Genomic DNA, 26,226 nt, shown 5'->3' on the forward strand with positions numbered 1-26,226 from the left:
GCCGGAAGCCGGCCACCCGGCAGGCGGGGGCGGTGCGGCGTTAGGACCCAGCGCATTTCGCAGCGACTCACGCGAAAGGAACTGCGTGCGTTCCTCCGGCGGAACCGGGCGCGGGGTGGGCCGCCCTGGCGGTTCCGGCTGCGGGCGCTGCTCACCGGCCGGCGGCGCGCTGGGCTGCGGGCGACGCGACGGCACCCCCTCCGCCTCACCGGGATGACGCGGACCCTCGGCCCCGGCTGCCGGTGCCCCGGTCGAATTCACCTCTCGTGTAACCTCATTCGACGAATCGGGGAATGCCGGAGCAGACTGCAATGGGTTCGCGTCACCGCCCTGGAAGGGCCCTTCCAGCCTCTGCCCCCACGGTGGCGGGGATGCCGGAATGTCGGGACTCGGCGCGGGCCCGGTAGGACTCTGCGATGATGCGCTGTTGTGCCACGGCGGTGCAGGGCTATCGCCGGTGGCGCCGGTGGGCTGGAGCGGTTGTCCCCACACGCCGCCCGTGGGCGTGGGCGGGTCGACGTGGTGGCGGCCGCCGGCAGGGTCGCCGCCCGGATCTTCTGCAGCAAATGGCCTCTGTGGAGCGCTCGGAGCACCAGGCGCCGCCGGGTCGCCAGCGTCGGTGGTGCCCGGCGTACCCGTGTGCGCCTCGTCGTCGTCGCGGCCTGAGTTGCTCAGTCGCTCGAAGAATTGTTGATCTCTGGACTCGGTCATCTAGCCCCGCCCTCCTGCGATCTTCACCGGGGAGCACCTTCAAGGCTCCTCGAATCGGCGAATATCACCGTCGCAGAAAGACTACCAACCACACATTTCAAGCGTCCACGACGTTAGGCACATCAGTGTGCGTGAAATGTTTGAATTCTTTGGTGGTGCTCCCAGTCCTCGCCACTGGGCAACTGCTTCAACACGTCGCTGACGGCCCGCGACACTCGCGCCGCGGTACCGGGGAACAGCATCGTCCAGCTCTGCTGATCATCGGTGGTGCTCGAGGAAATGACTACCCGGCCCATCAGCGAGTCGACGACCATCGCTCCCGTGGTGGCAAACTCGGGGCCGTCGATCGAGTATTGGGTTGCGCCGATGGCTGCACGCACCGCGCCGGTGTCGGACACGGCGACGATCACGCGGGCCTGGCGGGCAGTGAGGCCCAGCTTGAGCAACTCACCGATGACGTCGTAAGCCTGCGGATCGGCCTGCCAGCTGCTCAGCACCGATTCCAGCCGCTGCGACTCGATGTTGACGCCCTCGAACTCGGCGGGCGACTCGTCCCCGAGCAGGTCGTTGACGGCCTGAAAGACCGTGGTGTCGCCCTCCAGGGGGCTGACGGTCACCTCGTCGAGCGGCTCGACGCCGCTTCGCCACACGCGCGCTGCGACAACCCATTTGCCATCGCGGCGGCAGAGAACCGCTGCACGATCGGCGGATTGGTGTGCGCGCCATTCGCGTAGCGCGGCCGCGGCGGCTAACGGTTCCTTGAGCGGATCTGCCGGCGGCGTGAAAAGTTCTGGGGGGCCGGTGAGCCGTTCGGCCCGCTCGTCGGGGCGAGTCACCCTGATTGACACGTCGATGTCGCATCGGCCCAGTGTCACAAGCCATTCCTGCACGTCGGCGTCGAGTATGCGGCCCTGGCACACCCCCGCCTCTTCGAGGACCTGCAGGCCCGGATGAGAGGCCAACATGGCCTCGGTGTCGCCTACCGGGCGCACGCGCAGCGCTGCGGGAAGCCGGGTGACGCCCGAAAGCGCAGCTGTCAACCACAAGCCTTCCGACGTGGTTGACAGCTGCGCTCCCATGGTCAGTCCGTGCTCAGATCCCGACGAACCGCGCGGCGCTAGACGCGTCGCCCTGATCGGTGTTGTGCACGGCCCCGCTCTGCGCATGGCCGTGACGGTTGATCGTGTCGAACACGTTCTCGTAGGCCACGGTGACCGAACGCTGCGCCTCGGCGTAGGCATTCGCGCCCTTGTCCTGCCAGAAGTCCGCCGTCTGCGCCAGCACGCCGAGCGCCTGCTGCTTCAGGTCGGTCATGTGATTGACCAAGGCGTTCTGGGCTGCCACGTGGTCCATCATCTTGGCCTGGTCGTACCGCATTCCATCGCCACCAATCATGTTGGGGCTCCTTTCAAAGTAGTTGTCAGTACCTGGGGGTCTAGGTGGCCTGGACGCTGGACAGGCTGGTCTGGTTCTCGTGCTCCACGCGGTCGTACTCGTCGGCGCCGGACCGCAGGGCCTGGATGACCTGCTCGAACCGGGCGGACACGTTGCGTCCGGTGGTGGCGACGTCCTCGGTCGTCTTCATCGACGCGAACGACGCGAGACCCTGGAACGCCGAACCGCCAAGGTCCTGGTTCATCGACATGTAGCGGCCCAGCGAGTTGAGAGTCTCGGTCTTGATGTCATCCAGCCGCTGCGCTGCCTCGCGCATCTTGGCTGAGTTTGTCTGAAATGCCATGCTTCACTTCCTCTTTCGGTAATGCCGTCAGGTTTGTCTGTTCTGGTTTGATGTCATGTGTAAGGCCGGTTGCCGCCGGGCGATCACCCTCCCCCGTCTGTGTAGACCACACCGTTGGCGGTCAGGATGGGGATGGCATCCGCGTCGTCGAGGACCACCGACAGCGAGGTGTCGTCTTGCCCGCGGCTCGCGTTCTGGTCGCGGCGCTGCCCGGCCTGGGCCGCACCCATTGGCATCATGCCCATACCGGAGCCCATCGGGGCTCCTGTACTTGTGCCGGGCATGCCGACCCGAGCACCCGCGGTGGGCTTGTTCTGCCCCGCCGCGCCCGATCCGTCCACAGCAGCCGGCCCCCACCAGGCCGAGGGCGTCCCGATCGGGCCGCCACCCATGCCGACGCCGGCAGGTTTGGTCAGTGCAGCCGTCACCGGGCCACCGCCGGACCCGAAACCTCCGCTCACCCCGTTCATCGACGCGGCGAGGTTGGCGCCCGGCGCATTGGCCGACAGACCGCCGAACGGTCCACCGCCCATCCCGCCCATCGACCCCATCAGGCCGCTGAGTTGGCCACCCATCTGCATCGGGGCCTGCGCAAGCTGCGAGAGCGGTTGCGTCATTCCCTGCGCCATGGACGGCAGTGAGCTGGCCATGCCCATCATCGACTGGCTGGAGCCGAGAAGATCGCTTCCGCCCGGCTGAGTCAGCTGGGGAGCACCGGTCGTGCCCACGTCACCACCGTCAGTACCCGATTGGCCGGTGGCCGCGTTCGTGGCGGCCGACAAGGCAGCGGGCGCGGCAGAGGCTACTTGTCCGGCCGCCTGCAGCGGAGCGCCGAGCCCCTGGGTGGCGGCCTGTACCCCGGCCTGTGCGCCTTGAGCGCCCATGCTCGCCATCCCGGCGGCCAGCGCCGCGGGGTTTCCCGCGGTCACCATCGGTGGTTGCAGCGGGGTACTCAGCCCGGCGGCTATCCCCATTCCGGCTGTGGCATACCCGGTCATCGCCGTCGCGTTCTGCGCGTGGAACTCGCCGTACTCTGTGTCGGTTTCCAGGATGGCCGGGGTGTTGAAGCCCATGAAGTTGGTGGCCTGCAGCGTGGCTTCCCGGACGCGGTTGGCGATGCACACCGGGTAAGGAATCGTCGCGGCCACGGCCGCCGAGTGCGCGGCGGCCGCCTCGCCGATCAAGGCCGATGCCTTCTCGGCGTGCGCGCCGGCCTGGATCTGCCACTCCGATTTGGGCACCGCGGCGGCCAGCATGGCTGTGCCACCCTGGCCCCACCAGCTGCCGGTGGCGGTGGTGGCCGCGGTGGTCATCATCTGGGCACCCTGCTCCATGTGAGTGACGCCCGCGGCTTGGTAACCGGCGATGACCGAAGCCATGGCGGCGGCGCCGGGTCCGGTGGTCAACCGGATCGCGTTGATCTCGGGAGTCATGCCCCAGTAGTTGACGGGCATGCGCTCAGAGCAGCAGTGAGGCCTGGTTGACGGCCTCGGTCGCCACCGACATCACCCCGGACACGCCAACGTTGCTGGCGAACATTCCGCGGTCGGCAACACCGGCTGTCGTCTCAGCGAGGAACTGCGCGTTGTGCGCCTGGATCGCGCTGGCCAGTGCCACCGAGACCTCCTCACTTCCCATCGGGACGACAGCGGTCATGGCCGGCGTCGAACCGGCGAGCACGCCCGCGGTGGTCGCCGCTCCGGTCGCCTCAGCTACGGATTGAGCAGCAACCTCAACCGGTTCTACAAAAAAGGTCACGATGAGCCTCCCCTAAAACGCTAGGTACCTGATAAACACGAGACTAGAGCGGTTCGGCAATAGCGGCCACCAGCAGAGCCACATTTCCCGTACACAAATTCGTTTTTCGCCGCTGGTCCGCTCAAGACCCGGACATTTCGTCACGTGCCATTATCTCAGCTACTGGTGGATGGTCCGTGCACGAATTTGAGCGGGTGCGCGCAGCCAGTTGAGCTGCGGATTCCGCAATGTCGCCGATGACCTGTAGACGTTTGCTCAGAGTGTCTGCAACCGCCGACCCGGCCCTGGCCTCCTGCGCGATCTGCGTCAAGTGCTCCACCAGCACCTTCGTGGTCCCAGTCAGGGGATACTCAGCACCGGATCGCAACGTCGGTTCCGCCCCGGCCAGCACGTCGGAGAAGCTGCCCGAGGTCCAGCCCAGAGCGGCCTCGATGCGGCCTCGGGTGACCTCGCGTCCGGGGACCTTCCCCCGGTTGATCAGGTCGGTGATCGTGGATCGTCCGACCCTGGCGATCTTGGCCAGGTCCATCTTGGACAAGCCCAAGTCCAGCCGCGCTGCGTCAACGGCTGCGGCGAGCTGTTGTCCGGAGTCACTCAAGAGGCAACACCTTCGCGATCTGGGCGGGGGCACTCAGGCGGTCGGTCACGTAGATCCCTCGACCCACCGGCTGCCTAGCTGCACGAACCCCCCTGATCAGCTCGCCCTCCATGCGGGCGCCGTCCATGACGACGGTGGGAGCAGTCTGGGAGATGAGTCGCCCGGCAAGCGGCGACGTCATCGCCGGCCCCCACGGGAAGCGACGGCCGACGATCAGGTGCAGACCCACCTCACGGGCGCGGTCGATGTACTTCGTCAATCCCTCGGTCGCGGGGCCCTTGCCGTCTGCGCGGAACATGTTGGCACCCGAACTCCAGCCGGAGACGATCTGCTCGTCGTCGACAAGGACGAAGATTTCCGGCCCCGACCATGATCGGGTCGCCTGTGCGAGTTCCTCCTGCCCGGCCCGCCCACGCGGCATGCGTGGCGCCAGCAGCATGTCGATGTGCCGGGTCATGGCCCGTACGTCATCCTCGTAATAGGTGTAGCCCTCCGACTCCACCCCGTCCTCGCCGACGTAGCGACCCAGGTGCGGACCCTGGACCACCTGGACCAGAGAGTTGCCAGGGTCGATGACGTAGATCTGGGCTTCCTCGGGTCGGTAGCACCGCATGATCGCTCGCGCGACGGCGGCCAGCGAGTTGGACAGGCCGCATTCCGGGTTCCCAATGAACAGCAGGTGTGGATTGCGGGCGAAGTCGGCTTCGGCGGCGACCAGGCCGACCTCGGAGATGCCGAACGGCACCAACCCTGGTCGGGCCTCGCGTTGAGCGGCGAAAACCCCGGCCAGGTCCACCGCGCTCGGCAGCATGCGCACCTGGGCGACCTGATCGACTCCGGTGAGCGTGGCGATCACCTCGGCTGCCTCGCGTGGGCCGATGGTGCGGCCGTCCGGAGCGGTGAGGATGGGCAGGGCGGCCTGGAAGTGGTAGCCCGCCATCGACGTGCCTCGGCCGCTGATCGTCTCAATGCGTGTTTCGGCGTTCGGGTCGTCGGGGTCGGCGAGCAGCTCGCGCGTGCCGAAGGGCACCTTCTTGGCGACCTCCCGGTTGTTCTTCTGCGGGTCATCGTTGGTGTCGAGTTTCAGTTCGACATTGAGGGTGAACGAACTCGACATCCACGACGGGAAGCCCCCGGAGATCCAGCCGTTCGCGGCGATGATCGTGCGGACACCCAGGCTGTTACCGCGCTGCATGATGACGCCCAAGTCTTCGACGAGATCATCGCCGAAGGTCGTGCGGAACTGCTGCCAGCCGTCGATGACCAGGAACACCTCACCGAAGGCGTCATCGGGTACCGTGCCCGCCTCACCACCGAACTTGCGGGCACGGAAACTCTCGATGCTCAGCCCGAGCCGGCTGAACGATTCCTCGCGTTCCTCCACCAGCAGCTTCATTTCCGCGATGGTGCGCTGGACCCGCTCGCGGTCGCCCGCGCGGGCAAAGGAACTCACATGCGGTAGTAACTCGACGTCGTTGAGTCCGGGTCCGCCCATCGCCACGACGACGAATTGCACCCGCTTGGGGTGGTACATCAATGCCGCGCCGGTGATGAGGGTGGTCAGCACCGTGGTCTTGCCGGCGGTCTGGCGGCCGATGACCGCGCAGTTGCCCGAGGAGAAGTCCAAGGCGTACACGCGTTGTGCATGCTGGAACGGCCGGTCTTCGATCCCCACGGGGAATGACAGCCCGGCGGTGTGTCCGTAGTCCTGATGCCAGGGCTTGCGGCGCAGACGGCGTACCAGCTCCTCCACGGGAACGGGTTCCAGTGGGGGCAGCCACATCTGGTGAACCGGCACCCTGGTCTGCTCTTGAAGCGATTTGATGGAGGCTTCGAGTTCGCGGATCGGTTGACCGTCAGCGCCGAGCACGGTGTCGGTGGATTCCACCGGTGCGGCTGTGAGTTTGGGTGCGGTTGCGATCGCCGCCATGGGGGCGGCGGTGAAGACTTCGGGAGCCATGTATCCGGCTTGGGTGCGCACCACTTCGGCGGCCACTCGGCGCGGTGGGTGGTAGACCTTGCGGGCGAATGCCGATTGAAAACGCACCAGGCGGTCTCGGCCCTGGACACGCAGCAGGCCCGCCCCGGCGGGCTTTTCGGGCAGATGCTTGGCTTCGTCGGTCCCGATGATGGCCGTCGACTCACCGGCGTCGAGGGTGCGCAGGCCAACGCGGATGGGGATGTTGGCCATGATGCCCGACTGCATTTCGTGGCCGAGGCGCTGCGAACCGAGGATCATCTTCACGTTTAGGGCGCGGCCCTGGCGGCCGATCTCGTCGATGATCTTCTTCGACTCGGGCGCTTCGATGAACATCTGGGTGAATTCGTCGATGACGATGATGAGCGCTGGCAGCGGCTCCAGTCGCATTCCGAGGTGGATGCGGCGGTACTCGTATTCGGCGACCTCGCTGATTCCCGCTCGGTCGAGCAGTGATTTGCGGCGCTCCAGCTCGCCGTTGATGACATCGCCCATGCGCTCGATCCACAGCGAGTCGTCTTTCAAGTTGCCCATGGCGGCAACGACATTGGGCAGTCCTGCAACCATGTTGGCCGTGGTCTTGCCCTTGAAGTCGAAGAAGGCGAACACCAGCGTCTCGGGAGAGTGGGTCAGCGCGGCCGACAAGAGCAGCGTTGTGAGGAAGGACGATTTGCCCGAGCCCGTCGTGCCGGCGATGACCATGTGGTGGCCCATGCCGCCCTCGTGGGTTTCCTTGAAGTCGATGTAGACCGGGGCGCCGGCCGGATCGACGCCGATCGGGAACTGCAACCACTTCGCGCCCCACGCATTGTTCTCGAAGGGCGGCCCGGTCAGCGTTGGCGCCCACAGCTTTTCCACGTTCAGGTTTCCGGGGTCGTCAATGCCGATGATCTTGTAGAGGTCGGCGTCCACGGAGGCGTCGTCGATGAGGCTGCGGGAGCGTTCCCCCTCCACGCGGTAGCGGGCCATCTTGCGGGCCAGGACCCGTGCGCTGGCCAGGTCCATCGAGTCGGGGCGGCAGAACCATTGATCGCGGTGGGTGACCTCGGTGTCGGAGACCCAGAAAGTGTTGTTGGGCTCGAACCCGAGGCCGCGGCCTGGCTCATCGGAGAGCGCCAGGAAGGTCACACCGGCGACACCGCCAGCGCGGGTCAGCGTCTCCCAATGGCGGTCGTCTCCCCGGCGTCGCCGGTCGTCGATCACCAACCAGTGCGGAGTAGTGCTGGAGTTCGCGCGGAAAGCGTCCCGGCCGTGCAGCTCCGTACCAACCGCGGCGTCCATCAGTTCACCGCTGGTCCACACCATTCGGGTAGGGCCACCGCGGTCCCGCAGCGTGGGATGGGCGCAATGTGGCAGCCATTTGCACCATTCCCAACGGGCGATGTCGTCGGTGACGATCATGATTTTGAAGTCGCGCGGCGAATGCGCCACGGCGGCTTGGCAGATCAGCGCGCGCGCTAGCCCGTAGACCGCATCCATGCCGTCGCGACCGATGAGCGCCATACCGGGGATGTTGCGCAGCAGAAGCGGTTTCGGCGCGTTGTGCAGTTTGCTTTGCGTTTGCAGGAACGCTGAGGACGCGTCATAGGTGACGGGCTCGTAGTCTTCGCGCCGCCCCAGTTCGTTGGTCTCCAGCTCCTTGACGACCTTCGAGGTGCCCAGTCCGAGCCGGACCTGGGTGTAGAACACCTTCAGGACCGGATCATTGGGGGCGCGGCACCACATGCGTGCAGAACCCACCAGCCCGGACAGAAGTGCGGGTTCGGGATGGAGGTACTCGAACTGTGCATGTTGCGCGCGGGCGGCGTCTTGGACCTTGTCCCGTGTTTCGTCGAGGTTCATCGCGTAGTCGCGCAGCGCTTGCTCCATCTGCGGACCCGACATCTGCTTCTCACCGCCGCCGCGGTTGGTGAAGAAGTAGCTGCCCATCGACACGATCATCATGATGGGGAAGAACAACGACATCACACCCATTGTCCCGCCGCGTAATCCGGGCTGGGACAGCATCATCGCCATCATGCCGAGGAACGCGACGCCCATGACCACGGGCAGGATGACCGCGGCCTTGCTGCGGGGGATCGGCCGCGGGGCCTCCAGCGGTTCCGGGATTGTTTCGCGGCCACCCATCGTCGGTGGAACCTTCACGGCGCCCTGGCGGGGCTTCACTGTTGCCATTGCGGTCTACCGTCCTTGCTCGGTGATCGGGGCCGCCGCGGAGCCGGCCAGCGTGTCGTGCATCGTCATGGCCGCCTGTTTCGACAATTCCGGGCCCGCGGGCCACACCCGAAGCAGCGGCCACGGCGCGAGCCGCGGCGCGACGTTCTTGAGTCCCAGCGCCTGCAGTGCGTCATCATCAAAGGGCACGCCGTAGCGGGCGCCGGATTCGCCGATCAGCCAGAGGGTTTCGCGACGGGACGAATCAGCGCTCGCGCCCGTCGTCGACACCCACGTCGCGGAATTGTCGGCCAGCAGAACTTGATCGGCGAGCTTGCCCTGGTCCTGACTGCTGATGACGAGTGGAACCAGGTGGCTCTCCTGCTCGGCTGTCATTGGCAAGGCGCGGCCGACGAGGAGGCGTTGACGCGCCTGCCGATCGGTAGCGCCGCGGTCCCAGGCCACGCACAGCACGGGGTCGGCGCGCCAGTTCACAACCTTGAGCGGGTCCGCTGGGTAACCGGTCACGTCCAGTGCGGTCCGGACCGGGACATCACCTAGCACGTCCGGAGAAATGCGGGGCGGTTGAGCCACGCCGAATGAATCGCGTTGCCGCAGCATGGCAGCGACCACCGATGAGACTGGTTGCACGCCGTCAACGAGCACGACGTAGAACTGATCCTTGCCCGAGGCGACGTCCTGGGACACCACCACCGAGCCGTTCACCAGCGGCGCTGGCGTACCGAGGTTGACGGTGCTGGGCTGGCCGGCGGCCGGCACCGCGGGGACCACCAAGGGCCGGCCTGCCGGTAGGGCGGCGACCATGGCCTGGGAGAGGTCAGCGGGGGCGCCCGCTTCCTCGAGTCCCAGTGGCTCGACAACCGCTCGGTCGGTGAGATCAATGGGCATCCGGACGCCATTGGTGATGACGTACGCCTGCCCGTTGAACGTGGCAAGAACTGCGGTGTCGGCGTCGAGCTCGCGGGCCCGGTCCCCCATCGTCAGGTCGCCGTTGATACCGGTGATGATGGGGCGCCCGCTCAACGTGTCGGACGCTGTGTCGCACACGGCCCACCGTGACACTTCCGGCGTGAGCACTTGGGGCGGTTCGGTCGGGGCGCCTTCAATGCCGACCAGTGGACCGCGAGGCCACTTGGCGAGGTCGTCGGGGCTGACGAACGTCGGCTCCGAGGGCTGCCCTGTGATGAGCCAGGCCGAGACCAAGTTCAGTGCTGGATGCAATCGGCCGTCCACCGATACGAAGACCGTACCGAGTTTGCGGTCGGCCACGATCTTGGAGTCGTTGACCAAGCCCGCAGGCCTGAGCCACCCCACTACGAGGGCGCCCACCATCACCAATACGCTGATGAGCGCCGAGATCACCAGCATCAGCCGCTGGGTGCGTATACGGTCGGTCTGCATGCGCACCGACCGGCGCTGAAATGCGAATCCCAGCCGCCGACGCAAGAAGTAGTGACCTCTTACCTGTGTCTTGGAAGCCAGATTCATCGGCACGCCAAAACCGTACCGTGCAAAACAACGAGTCAGCCACCACCGCAGCCAAATTGCTTGCGAACCAGTTTTCGATAGGTTGCTGAATCGGGTACGGGGCGACGTCCAGGCGCAGCAGACAACGCGAGGCCAGGTTTACCCGACGTAGACGAGATCCTCTTCGACGCTGGTGAGCGACTCGACGATCAGATCGCGGATGTGGACGTTGCCGGCCGAGGCCGCGGCATAGCACATGTCCGGAAGTGGCAGCGGGCGCATAGCCCAGCCACCGATCAGCTCAGCGGTGCGCGCCACCATCCAGTGTGCGCGGTAGCGAGCGAGTTCCTCAATGGTGTCGCTCGGGTCAGCCTGGCCGACAAATCCGGGCCGGAAGATCGAGGTGACGGTATTGAAGTCCTTGGCCGCGGCGTCGTACGCCGCCCACTGCTGCGGACTCGGTTCTCTATCCCCACCGCGCGTCAGCCAAATCTGGCGCACTTCATTGGGAATTCCGCCGTCAACCGCCATAGCCTGAGTCGTGGCGGTGTTCATCAACAACGCCGTCGCGGCCGACACGATCCGATCCTGGAGAAGAGGGTCGGTGTCCATCACCCGCACCAGCCTGGGGTACACATCGGGCCACAGCACCGCCAGACGGTGCTCGTGCATCCCGTCCATACCGGCAGGTGCAGTCTGCTGACCAGGCTGCAACAAGGGATTGGTCTGCCGCGTGCAGGACGGTGGATGCTCCACCCCCGCGTCGCGCAACGACGTAAGCGGACCCGTCGTCGCCGCGGCCACCAGTCGCCAGCCCATCCCGGCCCGCAGCTGCGCGTATTCAATGAGAACCCGCGCCGGATCAGCCCACCCGAACCACAGCTGCCGAAAATGGTCGTCTATCAAGGGGTCTGTCGCCAAAATCTGGACTGAGCGGGGCACGTACACACCAGCCGGGATGTAACTGGCCCCATCGTTTGACGTGGCCACCATCTCCGTGCCGCTAGGTGAGCGGAAGACCCCTACCGCCCACTCGATCGGGTAACCAACGGCTTGCGCGGCGTGCTGCAGCTTCCACGCAAGTTCCTTCGCAGCCGCGGCGTCGGCGGATTCGCGTCGCTCTCGCGCCGCCGCCGTCTGACCCGCCGCCACCACACTCGCCGGGATCAGCGTTGCGCCCGCTCCGGCGCTCGACGAGGACGCCGGAGACGTCGCGGGTGCACTGCTAGCGCCCGCGAGCGTGCTCGCCGGAACCGTCGCCGCGGGCGGCGCGGCCGCAGGCGGGCCCATCGACCCCGGCGGCAACATCATTGGGGCGCCACCCCCGGCGCCCATGCCAGCACCAGTTGGTGCAGCAGCAGGAGCTGCCGGGGCAACCATGCCCGGCTGAGCCGCGGCTGGCGCAACTCCCCCTCCGGGAGCCGCCGATATCGGCGTAGCCGGCACCGCGTGGCCACCCCCGGTCAACGCCGGTGACGGACTCGGCGGCGCAGGTGGAGTCGCCGCAGGCATTCCGCCACCGATTCCCGCTCCGGTTGACAAGCCCTGGGAGAATGCCGCCGCGGGAGATCCACCCCCCGACGCCGGAACCCCTCCCGCGCTTGGCAATCCGGTCACCGCTCCGGGCATCTGGCCCAAGCCGCTGCTGAGTGGGTTGGAAGATCCCATTCCCGGCAATCCGCCGCTGCCCAGTCCGCCCGGCATCTTCGGCAATCCGCCACCGCCAGAGCCGAGACCACCACCGCCACTGCCCAATCCGCCCATAGACGGCATACCGCCGCCCCCAAGGGGACTGGCCGAGGTCGATTGGCGCGGCGACGTCATTCCAGGAGCCGCCTGCGTAAGCGGACTAGGTGCCGCTGCAGTCTCACCGTCGCCAGGACTTGAAGTTGTTCCCCGATCAACCCCCGACTGTGTTGTCGATGCGCCGGTCGGATCGGCCGGTGCGTCCGGGGTGGGGGCCTTGTCGTTGCCTGGGTCCGTAGGCCGCTTTCTCGGATCGCTGCTGTCTTGCTCGATTCCGGGTGAGGTTTCATGGTCGACGGGTTGGATGGCTGGCCCGGTCGGGATGTCGCCGTATCGGGTGAGAAGGTCTAAAGCGCGGACGTTTTCAGCGCTTGCCCTAAAGGAGGTATGCAGGGCGGTGGCTGCCTCGACTCCCCAGCCTGTCTGAGTGCGGGCCTGCGCGTGGTACGCGGTAACGAGTGCCTCGCGCTCCCCCGGAAGCTTGGCCGCTTTGATCGCAGCATCCGCGTCGCGAACAATCTGGTCCTGCCCAGATGCGGTTTCCCGCAACACTTGCGCGATGCCGTTGCACTTTTTAGCGACAGCACCGTGCCACTCGCTAATGGTCTTGGCTTCTTCGGCCAAGGTTGCGCCGGCCTGATGGGCTGCGTCGAAACCGGTTGAATCCGCGGCTTCGCGGAACGCAGCGTTGTCAGTGACGATCTGTTGATGGATGCCGTCCCACGTCGAAGCGCCAGCCTTGTACGCCTCCTCCTGGGCGTCCCAGTGCGCAGGGTCTGGCGGGACCATATCCGGCGTAACGATCAGCGGGCCATACGATCCCGCAGAGCCCCCTGTCGCGGGCATCAGCGCAACCCGCACGCAGGCACAATCACATCGACCAAATCGTTGCCCTTGTCCGTAGCAGCGTTAGACGCGGGCCAGTCCCGCACAACAGCGCTGTGCATGCTGTCGATCTGCAGCGCAATCCAGTCGTCGATGAGGGACTGAATCCTGGGGGGCGTCGCAGGCGCGATTTCATTGCGTAAGAACTGAATCTGCGACACGACTGTGCGCTTCTCAGCTGCGCGGGCTTCCTCGGTGTCGTTGCTCGATCCGCCTGTGTTCTCACCTAGGGCGGCTCGGTCTTTCCCAACGGATGCAATGGTACGGGAGCTTCTATCCCATGCGGAGCACGCGGATTGCTTAGCGGCCGCAATCTCCATATCCCCGTAGCGAGCTGGCGGAGGCGGCACGACATTGACCGTGTGTTGCGCGGGCGTGACGGGGCTGGCCAACGCGGTGGCCGTTGCTACGGCCGCGCCAGCTGCGACAACGAACGCCGTTGCCGCGGCGATGATCCCGGCATGGCGGGGCCGCGGTGCCTGGCGAGTAGGTGGCCCACCCACATTGCGAGGGGGCGTGGCGGGTGGACCACCAGTCGAGGGTGCTTGCTGGAGAGCTGACGTGGCGTAGGTGGTCATACCGTCACGGTCCCACCGGGCAAGAGAGTGAGCGCTTGCCGGTTCTCGTTCTCGATCGTCTCCATTGTCGTAACGGAGTCCTGCTTGCGCTGGTAGATGTCGGCGACTCGCCGGGCGCCGCCGGCGTTGAGGGCCTGTGCCATTAGTTGGTCATCGCCTGCGATCTCCGAGAGCGGCGCCCACATCAGCCTGGCTGCGCACGTGGTGGCCGCCGCCGCCCCCGCCGTTGCGGCTGCAGGGGTCTGCACTGCGGACTCGGCTACGAGAGCGGGAGCTGCCACGTTGGCAGCGTGGGCTTCGGCTGGCTTGAGGTTGAAGGGCTTGGTGCCGGTGGCAGGCATGGGAGTGTCCCCCTTTTACTTCTGGCAGGCCGCGTGGACTTTGTCCATCGCGGTCTGGCCCTGTTGTGCGGGTAGGTTGCGGTCTTGACCGCTGGTGTCAGCAGCCAGGACGGCATAGGTGGCGTCGATGTAATCGCCCATCGGGTCGGCGATTTCACGCGGGGTGGCCGGCGGGGTGTGCAGTCGCAGATACTCCATCTCGACCAGGACTACGGATTGCTCGTTGGCGAGCGCGGCCTTGTATTCGGGGCTGTCGCGATTGGGCAGCGCCGCCACCAGGGGTACCGAGGCCTCGTACACCGCGGAGACCACTGATTTCGACGCAGCGCACGCCTCGTCGCGGGCGGCGCTGACCTGTTCGGCGCTGTACACGGGAGCGGCGGGGGTCACCGTCGTCGTGACCGGCGCCGGATCCGGCCGGGTCCAGGCCAACACGCCCATCGCGACGGCCGCGACCGCGAGCACGACCGCGCTGCCCGAAATGACCCACACCGACTTCGGCGTGCGGTTGGCCGGGGGTGCCACGGGCGGGGCCGGGTAGGGCGTCGGCTGGGGCGGTTGAGGCGGGAGTACACCGGTGTAGGTGCCGCCGGGAAAGCCCCCCATCGTGGACTGTTCTGGCGCCCGCTGAGGAGCCCACGGCGAGCCGGGACCCGCCGCAGCGGGTCCGACCTGCGGTGACGTTCCCTCACTCATGCATCAACGGTAACGCCGATGGACGACATGTGGCTAGCAGCGCAGCCCGATCCGCGATGAGCGGCGTGCGACAGGCGCTGCATCACTGGAGGTTGTCGAGCAGCTTGGCGGCTTCGCGGGCGGCCTCTTCGGCATGCTGCTCGATGACCTCGCGCTCGGCGTAGGCGTCGGCAACAGCGGCCTGCATGGTCGTGCTGATCACCTGCTCGAGCCCCTCGTTCGTGTAGCGCGTCGTGCAGCCAGGGGCCAGCGACAACGACATCAGCCGCCCGTGGTGGTTGACCGACAGCTGGACATCTCCGTCAGCGCTTTCCATGTGGACGTCGATGCTGGCCCATTTCTTGCGGAGATCCCGCAGGGTCTGCTGAACCCGTTCGATCGTCGCGACGTTGCGGGCGACCAATGCGGCCTCGGCGGCGTAGCGGGTCGAGCGTGCACCGTTCGCCGCTGCCGCCGGCTGCTCGGCCGATTCCTGCGGTGCGGTCATTTCGCATCCCCTTCACTGTCGGGTGGCATCGTGACGCGACGCCGCGGACGGCCGGGCGCAGCTTGGTCACCAGGACCTGCTTTGCTTGCCGCTGCGTTGTCGACGCTGACGGTTTGGCGGCGCTCGACCTCACCTTTGACCGGTTCTCCGTTCGGAATGGAGGGCAGGACCACCTTCTTGTCCGGGGGCGGCTTGGCCCGGTCACCGCCAGCGGCGCCGCCAGCGCCCATGCCGCCCATTGGGGGCATCATCCCCATGCCGCCCACTCCGGCCCCCGCCGGTGCGGCAGCTCCTGCCGGGTTCACCGCTCCGCTGCTCGCCGGCAGCGCCGGTCCTCCGCCCGAAGGCGCCGACGCCGCGCCAAGGGCACCGGCGCCTGGAGGTAAGGAGGTGTCGAGTCCGGCCGGCTCCATGCCACCGCCGCCACCGCCACCGCCACCGCTGCCCAGTCCGCCGCCGAAGTCGGACAGACCCGCGTCGTCGAGCGGGCTGTCGTCGAGCCCGAGGTCCGGCTCCTGCTGCAGGCTTGACGCCGCGCCCTGCATCACCTGCTGAGCGGCCCCCATGAGCTGCTGCGGAACGCTGGTCACCGCGCCCATGGCGCCACCGAGGGCGCCGGCCAGCATCGAGGGAACCATCGCGGCCATCGGCAGCATCTGCTGCAGTGGGTCGCCGCCCATCGGGGAGGCGGCCTGCTCTCCGGCGAGCGGGTCCGCGGCGGGATCAGCCATCGGGTCCGTCAACGGATCACCACCGGCGTCGCCGGTCGTGGTGGGGTCACTCGACCCGCCCGCACCCTGTTTGGCGTCGCTGTCACCCGGCTTGCGCTCCCCCGGCTGCTCCGATCCACCGGCAGCATCATTGGAGCCGTCCTGCACGATGTCGGTGACCGGCGGTGGCGGCGGTGGGGCCTGAGGCAGCTCGCCCAGGTGATAGGACACTCCGGTCGCCGTTGCCTTGGTGTCGAGTTGTTGCAGGTGTTGGCCGTACCGCGCGAACTGGTCGGCGCCCATCAGGCCGCCGGTCTGCATCATCAACATCTGCGCACGCGTCATGGACTCCCGCGTATTGGTGAATTGTTGAGTGCGCGGGGTTTCCTGCTGGGTCTGATCGAAGCGGCCACCGTGGTCGCGAGCGGCTTGCGCCACCGTCTCCGAATGAGATGCCATCTGGTCTGCCCACGACGCGAACCTATTCAGCGAGGCCGCCAGCTGCGGCCCGGTCCGCCCGGTGATCGCGTCCGCGACCGCGCCCTGGGCGTTGCGGGTGGCCACCGCACACGCTTCGAAAGCTCCCTGGTAGGCGCGGCACGCTGTCTGAAAGGTCGCACCGGTGCTGCTACTGCCCGCCTCGATGAGCCCGGCTGTCACTTCGCCAGGACGCGGAGCCATCGGCGCGATGGGCGTGTCAGCTGCCACCGCGTTGGTCTTGACTGCTGCGGGAGTCGCGGGCCCGCCTACCGCGGCCGCCGGCCCGGCACCCACCGCCATCGAGGCGGCGTTAGCAGCGTCGGTCTCGGCGCTGTAGGTGCTCACCGCAGCGACAGCTTGGGCGGCCGCGGCGAGGACCGCGGCGCCGTCGCGTGCCCGGCTGGACAGCACCGTCCCATGCTCAGAGAGCCTCGCTGCAGCGCTGGTCGACACTTCGTCCGGCGCCAATGGGGCGTGCACGGGTGGCGTCGCCGCCAGCGCGGCCAAGCTACTGGCGGCTGAGGTCATGGTCGCCGCGAGAGTGGCCATTCCGCCGTAGGACACGTCAACGCGCGGGCCGCCCCCAGTGCTCGGCATGTCTCCCCCTAAAAGTCAATGGTCATCGCGAATGCGGCCACCTGATCCTCGGTGGGCAGGAACGAGCCCACGTTCTCCACGCGATTGCCTTCCATCTCCAGCCGGAGCGCCAGCTGGGAACGCAGGTAGGCCAGTGTGTTCAGTCGGATGATCCGCGCCGCCAGCTCCTCGTCGGCCAGGTCCATCGCCTCGGGCTCCAGCTGCACTCCGATTGAGGCGCCCTGCCGGTCGACCGAGACGATGATGGACTCATCGTGGCTGGTCGCCTCGAAGACCTCCACCGTTGTCTGTTGCGCGGACACCAACACCAGCCCCCTAGGTATCAGACGGACTGATCGTCACGCGGGCACGGTTCTCGGCCTCGCGCTGCTCGAACTCGGTGGCCGATTGCAGCAGTGCATCACGCATCTTCTCGTGGCGGTCCTGCTCGCTGGCCAGGGCCGCGTCACGCTTGGCGGCAACGTCGTCGACCGACGCCTTGACCTGGTGGTACAGCGGACCCAGCGTTTGCGCCTCGGACGTCATCCGCTCGTTGTCTGCACGGGCGGACTTGATCTGGTCGATTGCCTGCGCATGCACCTCCGCGAGACGGCGCAGCTCAGCGGGATCGGCCTGGAATACCACACTCATAATTTAACCCCGTTCGTCTGTGTGTGCGGACACCTAATGAGCCCCCGCCAGCACGGTTACCGGCGCAGCAGCGGGAGCCGTCTGGATCTGCGGTCGCGCCCAGCCCAGGAAATTCGGACCGGTCGGCATTTCCTCAACAGGAGTGACCTGTCCGTTCAGCCAGACCTTCCCGTTGCCCAGCGCCATGACTCGATGATCGGTGAACTGGGCGTAGTCCATCATCTTCAACTGGCTAGGTGAGACCGGCTCATTGACCGGAGCCCCTGGAGGCAACACCGTGATCTGGGACTTTCCCGCCGCGTCATCGAGGCTGGCCCCGCCGAGCACCAGGCGCCCAGCCTGAGCCAGCTGTGGGTTGTCGGCCGTCACCGTCGATCCGTCAGGCAGCTTCACCGACGCATCGGGAGCCGGCTGCGCCGGAGCAACCTGCCCGGTCTCGGCGGCTATGGGCTGGGGCTGAGCACCCTCAGCGGGTTTGGCCGCTGCGGGCTCGGTCGCCGGAGCGTCCTTCTTGGCCTCGTCCTTGTTGCCTTCGTCGGTCGCGGCTGTCTCGTTGTTCTTCTCATCGCCGCTGTGCTCGGCGTTCTCGGGCTTGGTGCCCACCGGGTCATCCTTGAGGGCGTCGGCAGGGTCCTCGGGGCGTGCGGACGCGGCCTCCTTGATGGCACCGCCGATCGCGCCGCCCAGGTCGCCAAGACCGCCTCCCCCACCGAGGCCGCCCATTCCGGGCATCATCGATCCCATTGCGCCGGGAAGCCCCGACAATGCACCCATCGCCGGTCCGGCGAGCCCGCCAAGGCCACCCATCAGTGGATCGGAGGCCAAGCCGCTCAACAGCGGATCACTAGCCAGCGGATCGCCAGCGCCGCTCGCGCCAGGATCGGCGGCCGGTGCTGGCGCACCCGCCGAACCGCCTGTGTCGCTTGCGCTTTGACCGCCGCCGCCCGCCGCCGCAGGGTCAGTCGGCCCGCTGCCGGTGCCGGCGGAATCCTTCACCGCGTCGTAACGCTGGCTGAGCGCATCGAGCACTTCGGCCTTGGACTCGGCGTCCATCCCCGACGACTTGACGATGCCCAGGATCTCCTGAGTCTTGCCCTGCAGGAAGTCGTTGAGCTGCTGCTGCCCGGCTGGCGTGTCCAGCGTCGGGCCCAACTTGTGGATTTGGTCCACCAGAGACGATTGCAGCGCCTGCAGCTGCGCCTTGCCCTCGTCCGATCCGGTCTTCGCGCCGAGCACTGCGTCAACGAGTTCCTCGTCGGCCTCGGCGAGTGCAGTCTTGTTCTTGGCCAACGCATCATCGACGGCCTTGGCGGCGTCTGCTGCCTTGCCGGACAAACCGCCGTCGTCGGCCGGGGGCTGACCGGGCGGCGTCCCTGCCGGAGCCTGACCGGGTGGTGTCCCCGACGGGGGCTGGCCCGGCGCCCCCGGAGCCGGGGCGTGCGGCTGAGTCGGCGGGGGCGCACCGGGCGCCGGCGTGAGAGGTGCGTTGGTCGACGGATCGAACAAGTCGGGGTGTGCCTTCCGGATGCGGTCAAGGTCGACATCGGGCACCTGGGGATTAGCCCCGGTGTTCTCGACGCGGTTCTCGTAGTAGACCCCTGTCTGAGGGTCCTTCCACCCGCCGTTGTCGTAGCCGGTGGGAGTGGACGTCATCTTCGCGCCTTGGCTGTTCAGCCAGCCGTTGACATCGCGAATCTGCTGCTCCGACAAGCCCTTCTGCCACCCGTTGGGATCGCCAGTGACTTGCTTGATGTGCTCCAGGGCGGCCCGTAGCTCGTCGTAGGACGCCACTTACCTCACCCCGCCGTCGAATATGCGCGTCCTCGGCGAGGAGTCTCGCAGCTCGCCGCCGAGGACGGCTGCGACCAGCGCAACGGTTGAAGGATCGGTCATCAGACACCCGCCATGGCCTGCGGCTCACCACAGCACGACGTCGTGCGGTCCGCGACGGAGACCCGCGCGTCGAGCGGGGTGCCCGACAGCTGATCCGCTGCGTCGGCGAGCATTGCAGCCAGCAGATGCGCCACCAAAGTGTTCATGCGTCGGACGATAAGAGCGCAGGCAGTCAAGGGTCCACCACCACAGCCACATTCGTCGTCAATCTCGGTGCCAGCACCTCAAGATCACGATTCGATCTCCGATGTTCGGCGTGTCGGTGGCTTTTCTGAAAGAGGGTGCGTAAAGATCAGCGCTGTTCGACAGGCAGGCCAAGCAACCCGTGACCAGCGTGTCATGGCGGTAATTCCACACCGGCGTGCGAGACTTCGCCTGGTAACACCTGCAACACCGGACGCAGCGGCCCCAGAACGGTCGCAGGTCAAGGCTAGAAGCGTGACAACAACGGAGAGGAGCAAGGCCCGTGAGCGCATCGTCAACGACGACCTCCCGCGGTCGCCCGCACCTCGGTCCACGCGTTGTCATAACCGCCGCATTGTGGCCAAATCTGGAGCGCTTGGTCGACGATGTGCGCGGTCCCCTCGACCGGTCGCCCTTTTTGGCGGACCTCTTGGCCTGTCATGTCGGACGCCCGGACCTCATTCGCCACCAGCAGCTCGCTTTCTGTGTAGCGAACCACGACGGCATACCCGGTCAACCCAGCGGCGCGACCAGACACTGCACGGTGCGAGTCCACCCGGCCGTTGCCGACGCGCTCATCGCGCATGCGGAGGGCGTCGGGTTGCCCCGCGCGGTGTACAACGCGCTGGCAATCGCCAGCATCCTCAGCTCGGATGGCGCGGAAACCACAGCGAAGCAGGAGGGCCTGCCCCTGGCGATGTGATGGAGCTGGCGGCGTCTCCCCCAGCGAAACGAACACATCTGAATAGGGCGTGAGCACCGCATAAACGACTGTGCCCCTCGGCGGCAACCGAGGGGCGGGTCGTGGCGCAAGCGCCACTTTCCCCGAAGGGAACTGTCTTGAGCGACAGATCTCACGGTACTGCATGCGCTGGCGCTGGTCCAGATTTGCGCACCGTGTTTCTTCCTTTGTCCGCACCTGGTGCGGACAAATCTCCGCGGGTTTATCGCGGCTGCAGCGCTAGCGTGCGTCGGCGTGGCACGATCCGTACCGCCCCTATCGCCGAAGTCCTCCGAGTTCGTCGCGCCCGGCGACTTGCCGACCGGGAGCTGCCTCCCTCCAGCTACTTCGTCAACCTCGAAATCGAGGCGGATGCGCATGCTGGCATCGCATGCTGGAGTGGCGGGCCAACTAAATGGGCTCACGTCACTGTGGCGAGCGCGTACGACCAGGGATACGGTCAGGTGCGACGAAAGATGACCGCCCCGGTGTCGAAGCGAGCGGTGGTTGCCATCGCCGCTGAGATGGCGCGGTTCGCCGATCGCAGCACGGGTCGCAACTGTCGCCCCAGCGTGGCCACACTAGCCGCGCGGACCGGCTTCGCCGAGCGGACCGTCCAGCGCGCACGTGAGTGCCTCCGTCTGTTGGGCCTAGCGACCGAGGTCGTCCGCGGCCGGCAGCGCACCTACGTCGAACGCATGGCGTCGTGGCGAATGGGTGACCGGCACCGCGGCTGGGCGTCGGTCTGGGCATTGCACGATAACCCGCAGGTCAATCGGGTTATCCACATGCTGACACCCCACCTGGCACGGTCCCTACCTAAGACTTCTAGCTCACCTTTGAAGAAATTGGTTACTACCCACGCGGGCGCCGGGGGCGCCCGGCAAGGCGTCGCTACGCGCCGCCGAGGCATTGACCAAAAAGGCGAACAGCTCGCACGACAGTGGCGAGCACATCCGAAGGCCCCGTCCTGGGCTGGCAGATTCAGCACAGCAGCATGGGCGGCGATTCTCGCGGCTCCGGCCCGCGCAGGATGGACCGCAGATGACCTCAACGCGGCGGTCACGGAGTGGCTGGCGGGTGGACACCACATCCCCGATAGTCCTCGACGCCCAATCGGACTGGTCGGTGCGGTCCTCGCGGCCTACACAGCCCACAACGACCTAGAGGTGCGGCCCATGGCTTACGCCGAGGCAGCGGCCGCTGCGGAGGCCGCTCAGCGCGCCCAGCAGGCGCTCCAGCGCGAGGTTGACCGGCAGGACTCTGCCAGACGTCGCCAGGAGGCCCTAGAAGCGCTCAACGGGCCGGGACATGCCGAATACCGCGCATTCCGCGAGGCATTCAAGCTCAAGCGGCGGCGGTGGTCGTAACCAGGTGCAGACAGCCACGTTGGGAGATAGACGGCTCCCCCATCGGGTCGCCCGCGACGGGCGACCCGCCGCGGGGTGTTCCGCACGTGATCGCGAGATGCCGTGAGGCGCAGCCGGCCCATCACCGCGACGCCGCACCGGTCCGCGACCGAGGCGCGCCCGCGGTCGACACTCCCCAATGCGTCAGGGCAAAAGCCAGCTCGGATGCCCCGCCTCAAGCGAACACCTCACCGTCCTTGTTACTTTGGCGGCCCCGCCTGCTCATCGAGAACTGCCTTGGCGGCGTCTCGGATACGGGCCACCGCGTCATGGCGCAGATCAAGTTGCTGTCCGATTTGGCGCAGCGCCAGAGGTGGCTGGGTATCGTGCAAAAGCCTGAGGGCATCGGCGATCTTGGCGGTCGGATACGTCGTGAGTTGTCCACGCTCGTGTATTTCCGCGGCGACTGCATCCCATCGTTCGACGCGTTCGGCGGCGAGGGCCATCGCTTGGTCTTGTCGTTGCGCCGTCTCGTCGAGATGCTCGTATGGAGTGAAGCGCCACAGTATCGAAAGCCCATGCGTGACGAGGACCAAAGCCAGGGGCGGAACACATGCGACTGCGGCAGCACCCCAGGAACCGAGAGGTTGTTCGGGCAGCCGGCCATTAGGCAGCATGGCGTGCACGCCATTGCCGGTCACACTTACCGCCGCACCAATTGTCAGAAGTGTCCAGAAGTATCGGCGGGCCCGGCCCTGTTCCGGGTACGCAGAAAAAGCCACCAATGCCATCGTCGCAAGCACGATCGTTCCGTCGATGATGACCGGCCAGAGCCAGGCGAGCTTGTCTGGCCACACTGTTCGCGCCGCGAGGTCCGCCAACGACGAGAAGGACAACGCAAAGCTGAACACCCCGACGAGCACAGTTATCGCGACAGCTGTCGCGCGAGTTATCCGAACGAGCGATAACCGAGTCGCCAGCTGGCTTCGTCGGTCCGCGGTGGAAGCCGTTGAGGGCGGCGCGCCCGCAGCGGAAGGAACCACCATCGTCTCTTGCCCGCCATCACGCTCAAGCAGGACACTGCCCGAGGGTGTGTGGGTCGAGACGTCGGTTAGCAATGCCGTCATGAAGGTCTCCGTAGCCGTCTGATCAACCAGAGCCGACCTGGGCAGACACACTGCTGGTAGCAAGAGAGGCACCCAGGGTCGTCACAGCGCAGCATCGTTTACTAGGTTCCGAGTTGTCCACGACCAGCGGCACATTCGGCCTCAAACACAGACTCGGGAGGCACGCGTGAATCCCAGAACCGGTCAGCCTGGGCGGACCGCAGCAACGTCAGAGGGGTGTCACGAAACTCTCAGCGAACGTTGTGGGGCCCCGTCCTGGGCGCAGAATTGGTGGGCTCGCGCGATCAGTTCCTCTACCGCCGGCGCAAGCAGTTCCGCAACCTTGACCCCGCTGGCCTCGGCATACCGCGTAAGCGCGAGATGGTCTTCTTCGCTCACACGCTTGGTGACGAACTTGGTCGAGGCACGATTCTCTCGGTGCCGCCAGTTGCGTCGGCGGCCAGCTGCTTCTTCGCTCGCACTGATGTCCGTCACCAGACCGCTCCGATCAGCTCGTAGATGGGTTTGCGTGGTGCCCTGACCAGCGATTACAAGATCCTTGTAACACGATATCAGTAACGAGGTTCTTGTAACAGGATTCCTGTAATAGCATGTCACGCGTGTCTTACGCACAGTCGGCGCGAGTGCAAAAGCTCTCCGCTGTTGTGTTCGGACAGAAACACCGGCTGTCGACCATGGCCGCCATCGCCCAGGGCGACGGCCTTGTGAACCCCAGCGACCTGGCGGCCGAACTCGGATTCTCGGCACAGAGTGCGGTTCAATTGCCGCTCAGAGATCTGGTCGAAGCTGGCCTCATCACCCGCCAAGACGGCATGGGGCGCGTTTACTACCGCAGGAATCCGCATCCCATTTGGGACGCGGCGCTCGAGCTGCTGAGCCAAGCATTGGCCGCGGACCTTCCTGCGGACACCACACTTCAACCCTGAGTGGGCTGCCCCACAATCACTCCGTGTCGCCTCGCGCGTCGGAGTTCTGCGCCAATGGTTGCCGGCAGGCCCCCGGCGCATAGCGGCGGCATGAGGGGCGCAGCGTCTCCCCCACACTGCCGAGCCGAAGGGCGCCGACGAATCGCCCCGTCTCACCGCTGGCTCCCCCACTCCTGACACAACAGTCGCCCTCCCGAGAAGCCAAGAGCATGACCTGAGCGGGACGTCACGCTCCTCGCCGCCCCACGGTCCAGTCTGTTACTCCCGCAACCCTCACGTCGCGCGTTCGGCTTACCGTGCGGGGCAAGTTTAGAAGTCCGCTGCGAGGCGAGATCACGACACCCAATCCGTCCCCAACCCACGCCGGACGGGATGCGCCGCCGGGATGAGTTTTCCGCGGAAAACTGGTCTCACGCAACAGTTTTCCGCGGAAAACCGCTGTAAACGCGCAGTTCAAGGGCGTATTCCGGCTCGCGCGCGCTTCTCGCGGCCCGGCGCACGGGCGCGTCGCCTGGCCGACGAAGAGCGAGTTTTCCGCGGAAAACTCGCCGGAAACGTTACCGGGGTATGCGCGTGTCGCCGCGTCGTTTTCACCCCGCGGAAGTAACCTCGCAGGCATCCACTCTCCGTGGCCCACTGCCCGCCCCTCCGCGCGAATTTAGGGAGCTGTCACCATGTCCAGAGTCATCACGCTTCTCAACCAAAAAGGTGGAGTTGGCAAGAGCACGGCGGCCGTCAACCTGGCGGCGGTTCGCGCCGAGGTCTTGAATGCGGGCCTGCCGGATGACGCCGATCCACGGGTTGCCGCAATCTCGATCGACCCCCAGGGCTCCGCCGCTTGGTGGGCTAACCAGGTCCGCAATTTGCCCTTCTTTCTCATCCAAGCTCATGACGACCCGCTTGAGAATCTCGCGATGCTGAACAACCTGACCGGCATCGACGAGGTGTATGTCGACACCGCCGGCTGGTTCGATCTCGACCCTGACGGCTCGGGCGACGGACTCGGCTCCGGTCACTCCGCCGACGCTCTGCGTACGGTTCTCGACGTCAGCGACGAGGTATTAGTCCCGATCCTGACGGAACCGCTGTGCTTCGATCCCACCGCGCGGACCATCCGCAAGCTTCTTGAGCCGCGCGCACTCCCCTACCGCGTGTTCATCAACAATCACGACAGCCGGGACGGCACCTACTGGCTGAACGAGACCAAAGAGTTCGTCCGAGGACGCGGTTGGCCCCTGGCTGAGACCGTCATCAGGCACTACAGGATTCACACGAACGCGTCGAACGACGGCGTCGTCGTCACGCAGTACAAGAAGACTGGAAAGGCGGCCAACGCCGCATCCGACTACTACAACCTTGCTGCCGAACTGATGGCAGCGGGGGTTCACTGATGAGCCGCGGAGGAGTCAGGAGCTTCGCGGCGCTGGCGGAGACCATTGGCGAGAAGTCAACGATCGACGGTGCGTCAGTGACGTCCATTGTCCCGAAAGCCGGCCAATCTCGGTCGGCGCCGCTGCGCGATCTAGTTGGCAATCCTCGCAATCCACGCGACTCGCTCGGGAACCTCGATGAGCTTGCGTCCATCGTCAATCATCAGTTGCAGCCGGTCGTCGTCGTCACAAAGGGCGCCTACCAAGCGCTCTATCCCGATGTCGCGATCGATGCCCGATGGGTCGTAATCCTCGGAAACCGTCGTCTAGCAGCGGCACACAAGTTCGGCCGGCCGGAACTCGATATCGTCATCAAGGACGAGTTGGCTGTCGACCGGGCAACACTGCTCACCGCTGTGATCGCCGAGAACGTCGACCGTTCGGGCTTCGACGTCATCGAGGAAGCGCGGGCCGTTGAGAGCTTGGTGGGGGAGTACGGCAGCGCTGATGCCGCCGCCGCGCACCTGCACAAAAGTAAGACGTGGGTTTCGCAACGCCGTGCGCTCCTCAAACTCGCCCCCGAGCTGCAGGAGGCCACCCGTAGTGGCGAGCTTCCGATCCGCGAGGCGCGAGACTTGGCGCGAGTGCCACTGGATGAACAACGGGCGTCCTGGAAACAAGCGCAAGTCGATAGAGGTTCACACCCTGCTCCGGAAACGAGCGCAGACGATTCGACGGGGGATAACGGCAGGCAAAGCGACGACGGCCGCAGCGAAGACCGTCAGACCGCGGCCCCATCCCGGTCGGTGGGTCGGGCACTTCGAAGATTCGATGTGGACCCAGGGGCGCTTGCCGTCGCGCTGCACGCGCAGATTGGTGACGCGGGGGCTAAGACCCTCGCGGCGCAGCTTCGGAAACTCGTCAAGCAGTAAGCGCTAGTTTTCCGCGGAAAACTGCTAACGACGGGCGGGTGGTTTTCCGCGGAAAACTGCGCTCCAGCCGCATCTTTGATGTGCCGAGGCTTGAAGCAGCCTGCCGAGACACGCTGTGCAGCAACGGTTCTGCGGGGCGAGCACGGAAAC

At 66.3% G+C, this 26,226-nt stretch carries 25 protein-coding genes; 5 read left to right on the forward strand and 20 right to left on the reverse strand.

All coding sequences use genetic code 11. The features are described 5' to 3' along the window. Positions 1-833 precede the first annotated feature (833 nt). The 18 genes from G6N60_RS27880 to G6N60_RS27965 form a co-directional block, all read right to left on the reverse strand. Positions 834-1,790 (reverse strand): ESX secretion-associated protein EspG, encoded by a 957-nt coding sequence (locus G6N60_RS27880; RefSeq protein WP_163744887.1) that lies wholly within the window; start codon positions 1,788-1,790, stop codon positions 834-836. A gap of 13 nt (positions 1,791-1,803) precedes the next feature. Continuing rightward, positions 1,804-2,106: a hypothetical protein gene (locus G6N60_RS27885; protein WP_163744889.1), complete on the reverse strand. Its 303-nt coding sequence runs from the start codon at positions 2,104-2,106 to the stop codon at positions 1,804-1,806. Positions 2,107-2,146: 40 nt separating this feature from the next. Then, positions 2,147-2,449 carry a hypothetical protein gene (locus tag G6N60_RS27890; protein ID WP_163744891.1) on the reverse strand — a complete coding sequence of 101 codons (303 nt, stop codon included), beginning with the start codon at positions 2,447-2,449 and terminating at the stop codon, positions 2,147-2,149. Between the two features lie 83 nt (positions 2,450-2,532). Then, positions 2,533-3,903: a PPE family protein gene (locus tag G6N60_RS27895; protein WP_163744893.1), complete on the reverse strand. Its 1,371-nt coding sequence runs from the start codon at positions 3,901-3,903 to the stop codon at positions 2,533-2,535. Between the two features lie 4 nt (positions 3,904-3,907). Then, complete coding sequence (locus tag G6N60_RS27900; RefSeq protein ID WP_163744896.1) at positions 3,908-4,207, reverse strand: PE domain-containing protein; 300 nt, start codon at positions 4,205-4,207, stop codon at positions 3,908-3,910. A gap of 121 nt (positions 4,208-4,328) precedes the next feature. Beyond that, entirely contained in the window at positions 4,329-4,736 is a 408-nt protein-coding gene (locus G6N60_RS27905; RefSeq protein WP_246241409.1) for an XRE family transcriptional regulator, read from the reverse strand. A 61-nt stretch (positions 4,737-4,797) separates the two neighbouring features. Beyond that, positions 4,798-8,958 carry a type VII secretion protein EccCa gene (gene eccCa, locus G6N60_RS27910; RefSeq protein WP_163744900.1) on the reverse strand — a complete coding sequence of 1,387 codons (4,161 nt, stop codon included), beginning with the start codon at positions 8,956-8,958 and terminating at the stop codon, positions 4,798-4,800. 6 nt (positions 8,959-8,964) lie between these two features. Next, positions 8,965-10,446, reverse strand: coding sequence for a type VII secretion protein EccB (eccB, locus tag G6N60_RS27915; protein ID WP_163744992.1), 1,482 nt, complete (start codon positions 10,444-10,446; stop codon positions 8,965-8,967). Positions 10,447-10,584: 138 nt separating this feature from the next. Continuing rightward, complete coding sequence (locus tag G6N60_RS28780) at positions 10,585-11,577, reverse strand: EspK C-terminal domain-containing protein (protein WP_246241410.1); 993 nt, start codon at positions 11,575-11,577, stop codon at positions 10,585-10,587. Between the two features lie 1,439 nt (positions 11,578-13,016). Next, complete coding sequence (locus G6N60_RS28785) at positions 13,017-13,217, reverse strand: hypothetical protein (protein ID WP_246241412.1); 201 nt, start codon at positions 13,215-13,217, stop codon at positions 13,017-13,019. A gap of 413 nt (positions 13,218-13,630) precedes the next feature. Continuing rightward, positions 13,631-13,975, reverse strand: a complete 345-nt coding sequence (locus G6N60_RS27930; RefSeq protein WP_163744904.1) for a hypothetical protein — start codon at positions 13,973-13,975, stop codon at positions 13,631-13,633. A 15-nt stretch (positions 13,976-13,990) separates the two neighbouring features. Further along, positions 13,991-14,671, reverse strand: coding sequence for a hypothetical protein (locus tag G6N60_RS27935; protein WP_246241414.1), 681 nt, complete (start codon positions 14,669-14,671; stop codon positions 13,991-13,993). An 82-nt stretch (positions 14,672-14,753) separates the two neighbouring features. Then, the gene (locus G6N60_RS27940; protein ID WP_163744906.1) at positions 14,754-15,158 is read right to left on the reverse strand and encodes a YbaB/EbfC family nucleoid-associated protein; all 405 of its coding nucleotides are present in this window, start codon (positions 15,156-15,158) and stop codon (positions 14,754-14,756) included. Then, complete coding sequence (locus G6N60_RS27945; RefSeq protein ID WP_163744909.1) at positions 15,155-16,945, reverse strand: hypothetical protein; 1,791 nt, start codon at positions 16,943-16,945, stop codon at positions 15,155-15,157. The genes G6N60_RS27940 and G6N60_RS27945 overlap by 4 nt, the downstream gene beginning before the upstream one ends. A gap of 8 nt (positions 16,946-16,953) precedes the next feature. After that, the gene (locus tag G6N60_RS27950; RefSeq protein ID WP_246241416.1) at positions 16,954-17,226 is read right to left on the reverse strand and encodes a DUF2694 domain-containing protein; all 273 of its coding nucleotides are present in this window, start codon (positions 17,224-17,226) and stop codon (positions 16,954-16,956) included. Positions 17,227-17,260: 34 nt separating this feature from the next. Further along, positions 17,261-17,575 (reverse strand): type VII secretion target, encoded by a 315-nt coding sequence (locus tag G6N60_RS27955; protein ID WP_163744912.1) that lies wholly within the window; start codon positions 17,573-17,575, stop codon positions 17,261-17,263. Positions 17,576-17,608: 33 nt separating this feature from the next. Continuing rightward, positions 17,609-19,366, reverse strand: a complete 1,758-nt coding sequence (locus G6N60_RS27960; RefSeq protein WP_163744914.1) for a DUF4226 domain-containing protein — start codon at positions 19,364-19,366, stop codon at positions 17,609-17,611. Positions 19,367-19,467: 101 nt separating this feature from the next. Continuing rightward, the gene (locus G6N60_RS27965) at positions 19,468-19,614 is read right to left on the reverse strand and encodes a hypothetical protein (RefSeq protein ID WP_163744916.1); all 147 of its coding nucleotides are present in this window, start codon (positions 19,612-19,614) and stop codon (positions 19,468-19,470) included. Positions 19,615-19,934: 320 nt separating this feature from the next. On the opposite strand from G6N60_RS27965, the gene G6N60_RS27970 reads away from it, so the two are divergent. Both G6N60_RS27970 and G6N60_RS28795 read left to right on the forward strand, forming a co-directional pair. Then, on the forward strand, positions 19,935-20,354 hold the full coding sequence (locus tag G6N60_RS27970; protein ID WP_163744918.1) for a hypothetical protein: 420 nt from the start codon (positions 19,935-19,937) through the stop codon (positions 20,352-20,354). A gap of 1,196 nt (positions 20,355-21,550) precedes the next feature. Then, entirely contained in the window at positions 21,551-21,742 is a 192-nt protein-coding gene (locus G6N60_RS28795; RefSeq protein ID WP_246241447.1) for a hypothetical protein, read from the forward strand. A 239-nt stretch (positions 21,743-21,981) separates the two neighbouring features. Here G6N60_RS28795 and G6N60_RS27980 read toward each other — a convergent pair whose 3' ends face one another. Then, on the reverse strand, positions 21,982-22,848 hold the full coding sequence (locus G6N60_RS27980; protein WP_246241418.1) for a DUF2637 domain-containing protein: 867 nt from the start codon (positions 22,846-22,848) through the stop codon (positions 21,982-21,984). 219 nt (positions 22,849-23,067) lie between these two features. After that, positions 23,068-23,322, reverse strand: coding sequence for a hypothetical protein (locus tag G6N60_RS28420; RefSeq protein WP_220100385.1), 255 nt, complete (start codon positions 23,320-23,322; stop codon positions 23,068-23,070). A 116-nt stretch (positions 23,323-23,438) separates the two neighbouring features. Between G6N60_RS28420 and G6N60_RS27985 the strand changes: the two genes are divergently transcribed. The 3 genes from G6N60_RS27985 (at position 23,439) to G6N60_RS27995 (ending at position 26,076) form a co-directional block, all read left to right on the forward strand. Beyond that, positions 23,439-23,774, forward strand: a complete 336-nt coding sequence (locus G6N60_RS27985) for a helix-turn-helix domain-containing protein (RefSeq protein WP_246241420.1) — start codon at positions 23,439-23,441, stop codon at positions 23,772-23,774. A gap of 674 nt (positions 23,775-24,448) precedes the next feature. Then, entirely contained in the window at positions 24,449-25,165 is a 717-nt protein-coding gene (locus G6N60_RS27990; RefSeq protein ID WP_163744920.1) for a ParA family protein, read from the forward strand. Beyond that, positions 25,165-26,076, forward strand: a complete 912-nt coding sequence (locus tag G6N60_RS27995; protein ID WP_163744923.1) for a ParB/RepB/Spo0J family partition protein — start codon at positions 25,165-25,167, stop codon at positions 26,074-26,076. The genes G6N60_RS27990 and G6N60_RS27995 overlap by 1 nt, the downstream gene beginning before the upstream one ends. Positions 26,077-26,226 lie beyond the last annotated feature (150 nt).

The organism is Mycolicibacterium madagascariense (assembly GCF_010729665.1).
Classification (GTDB): Bacteria; Actinomycetota; Actinomycetes; order Mycobacteriales; family Mycobacteriaceae; genus Mycobacterium; species Mycobacterium madagascariense.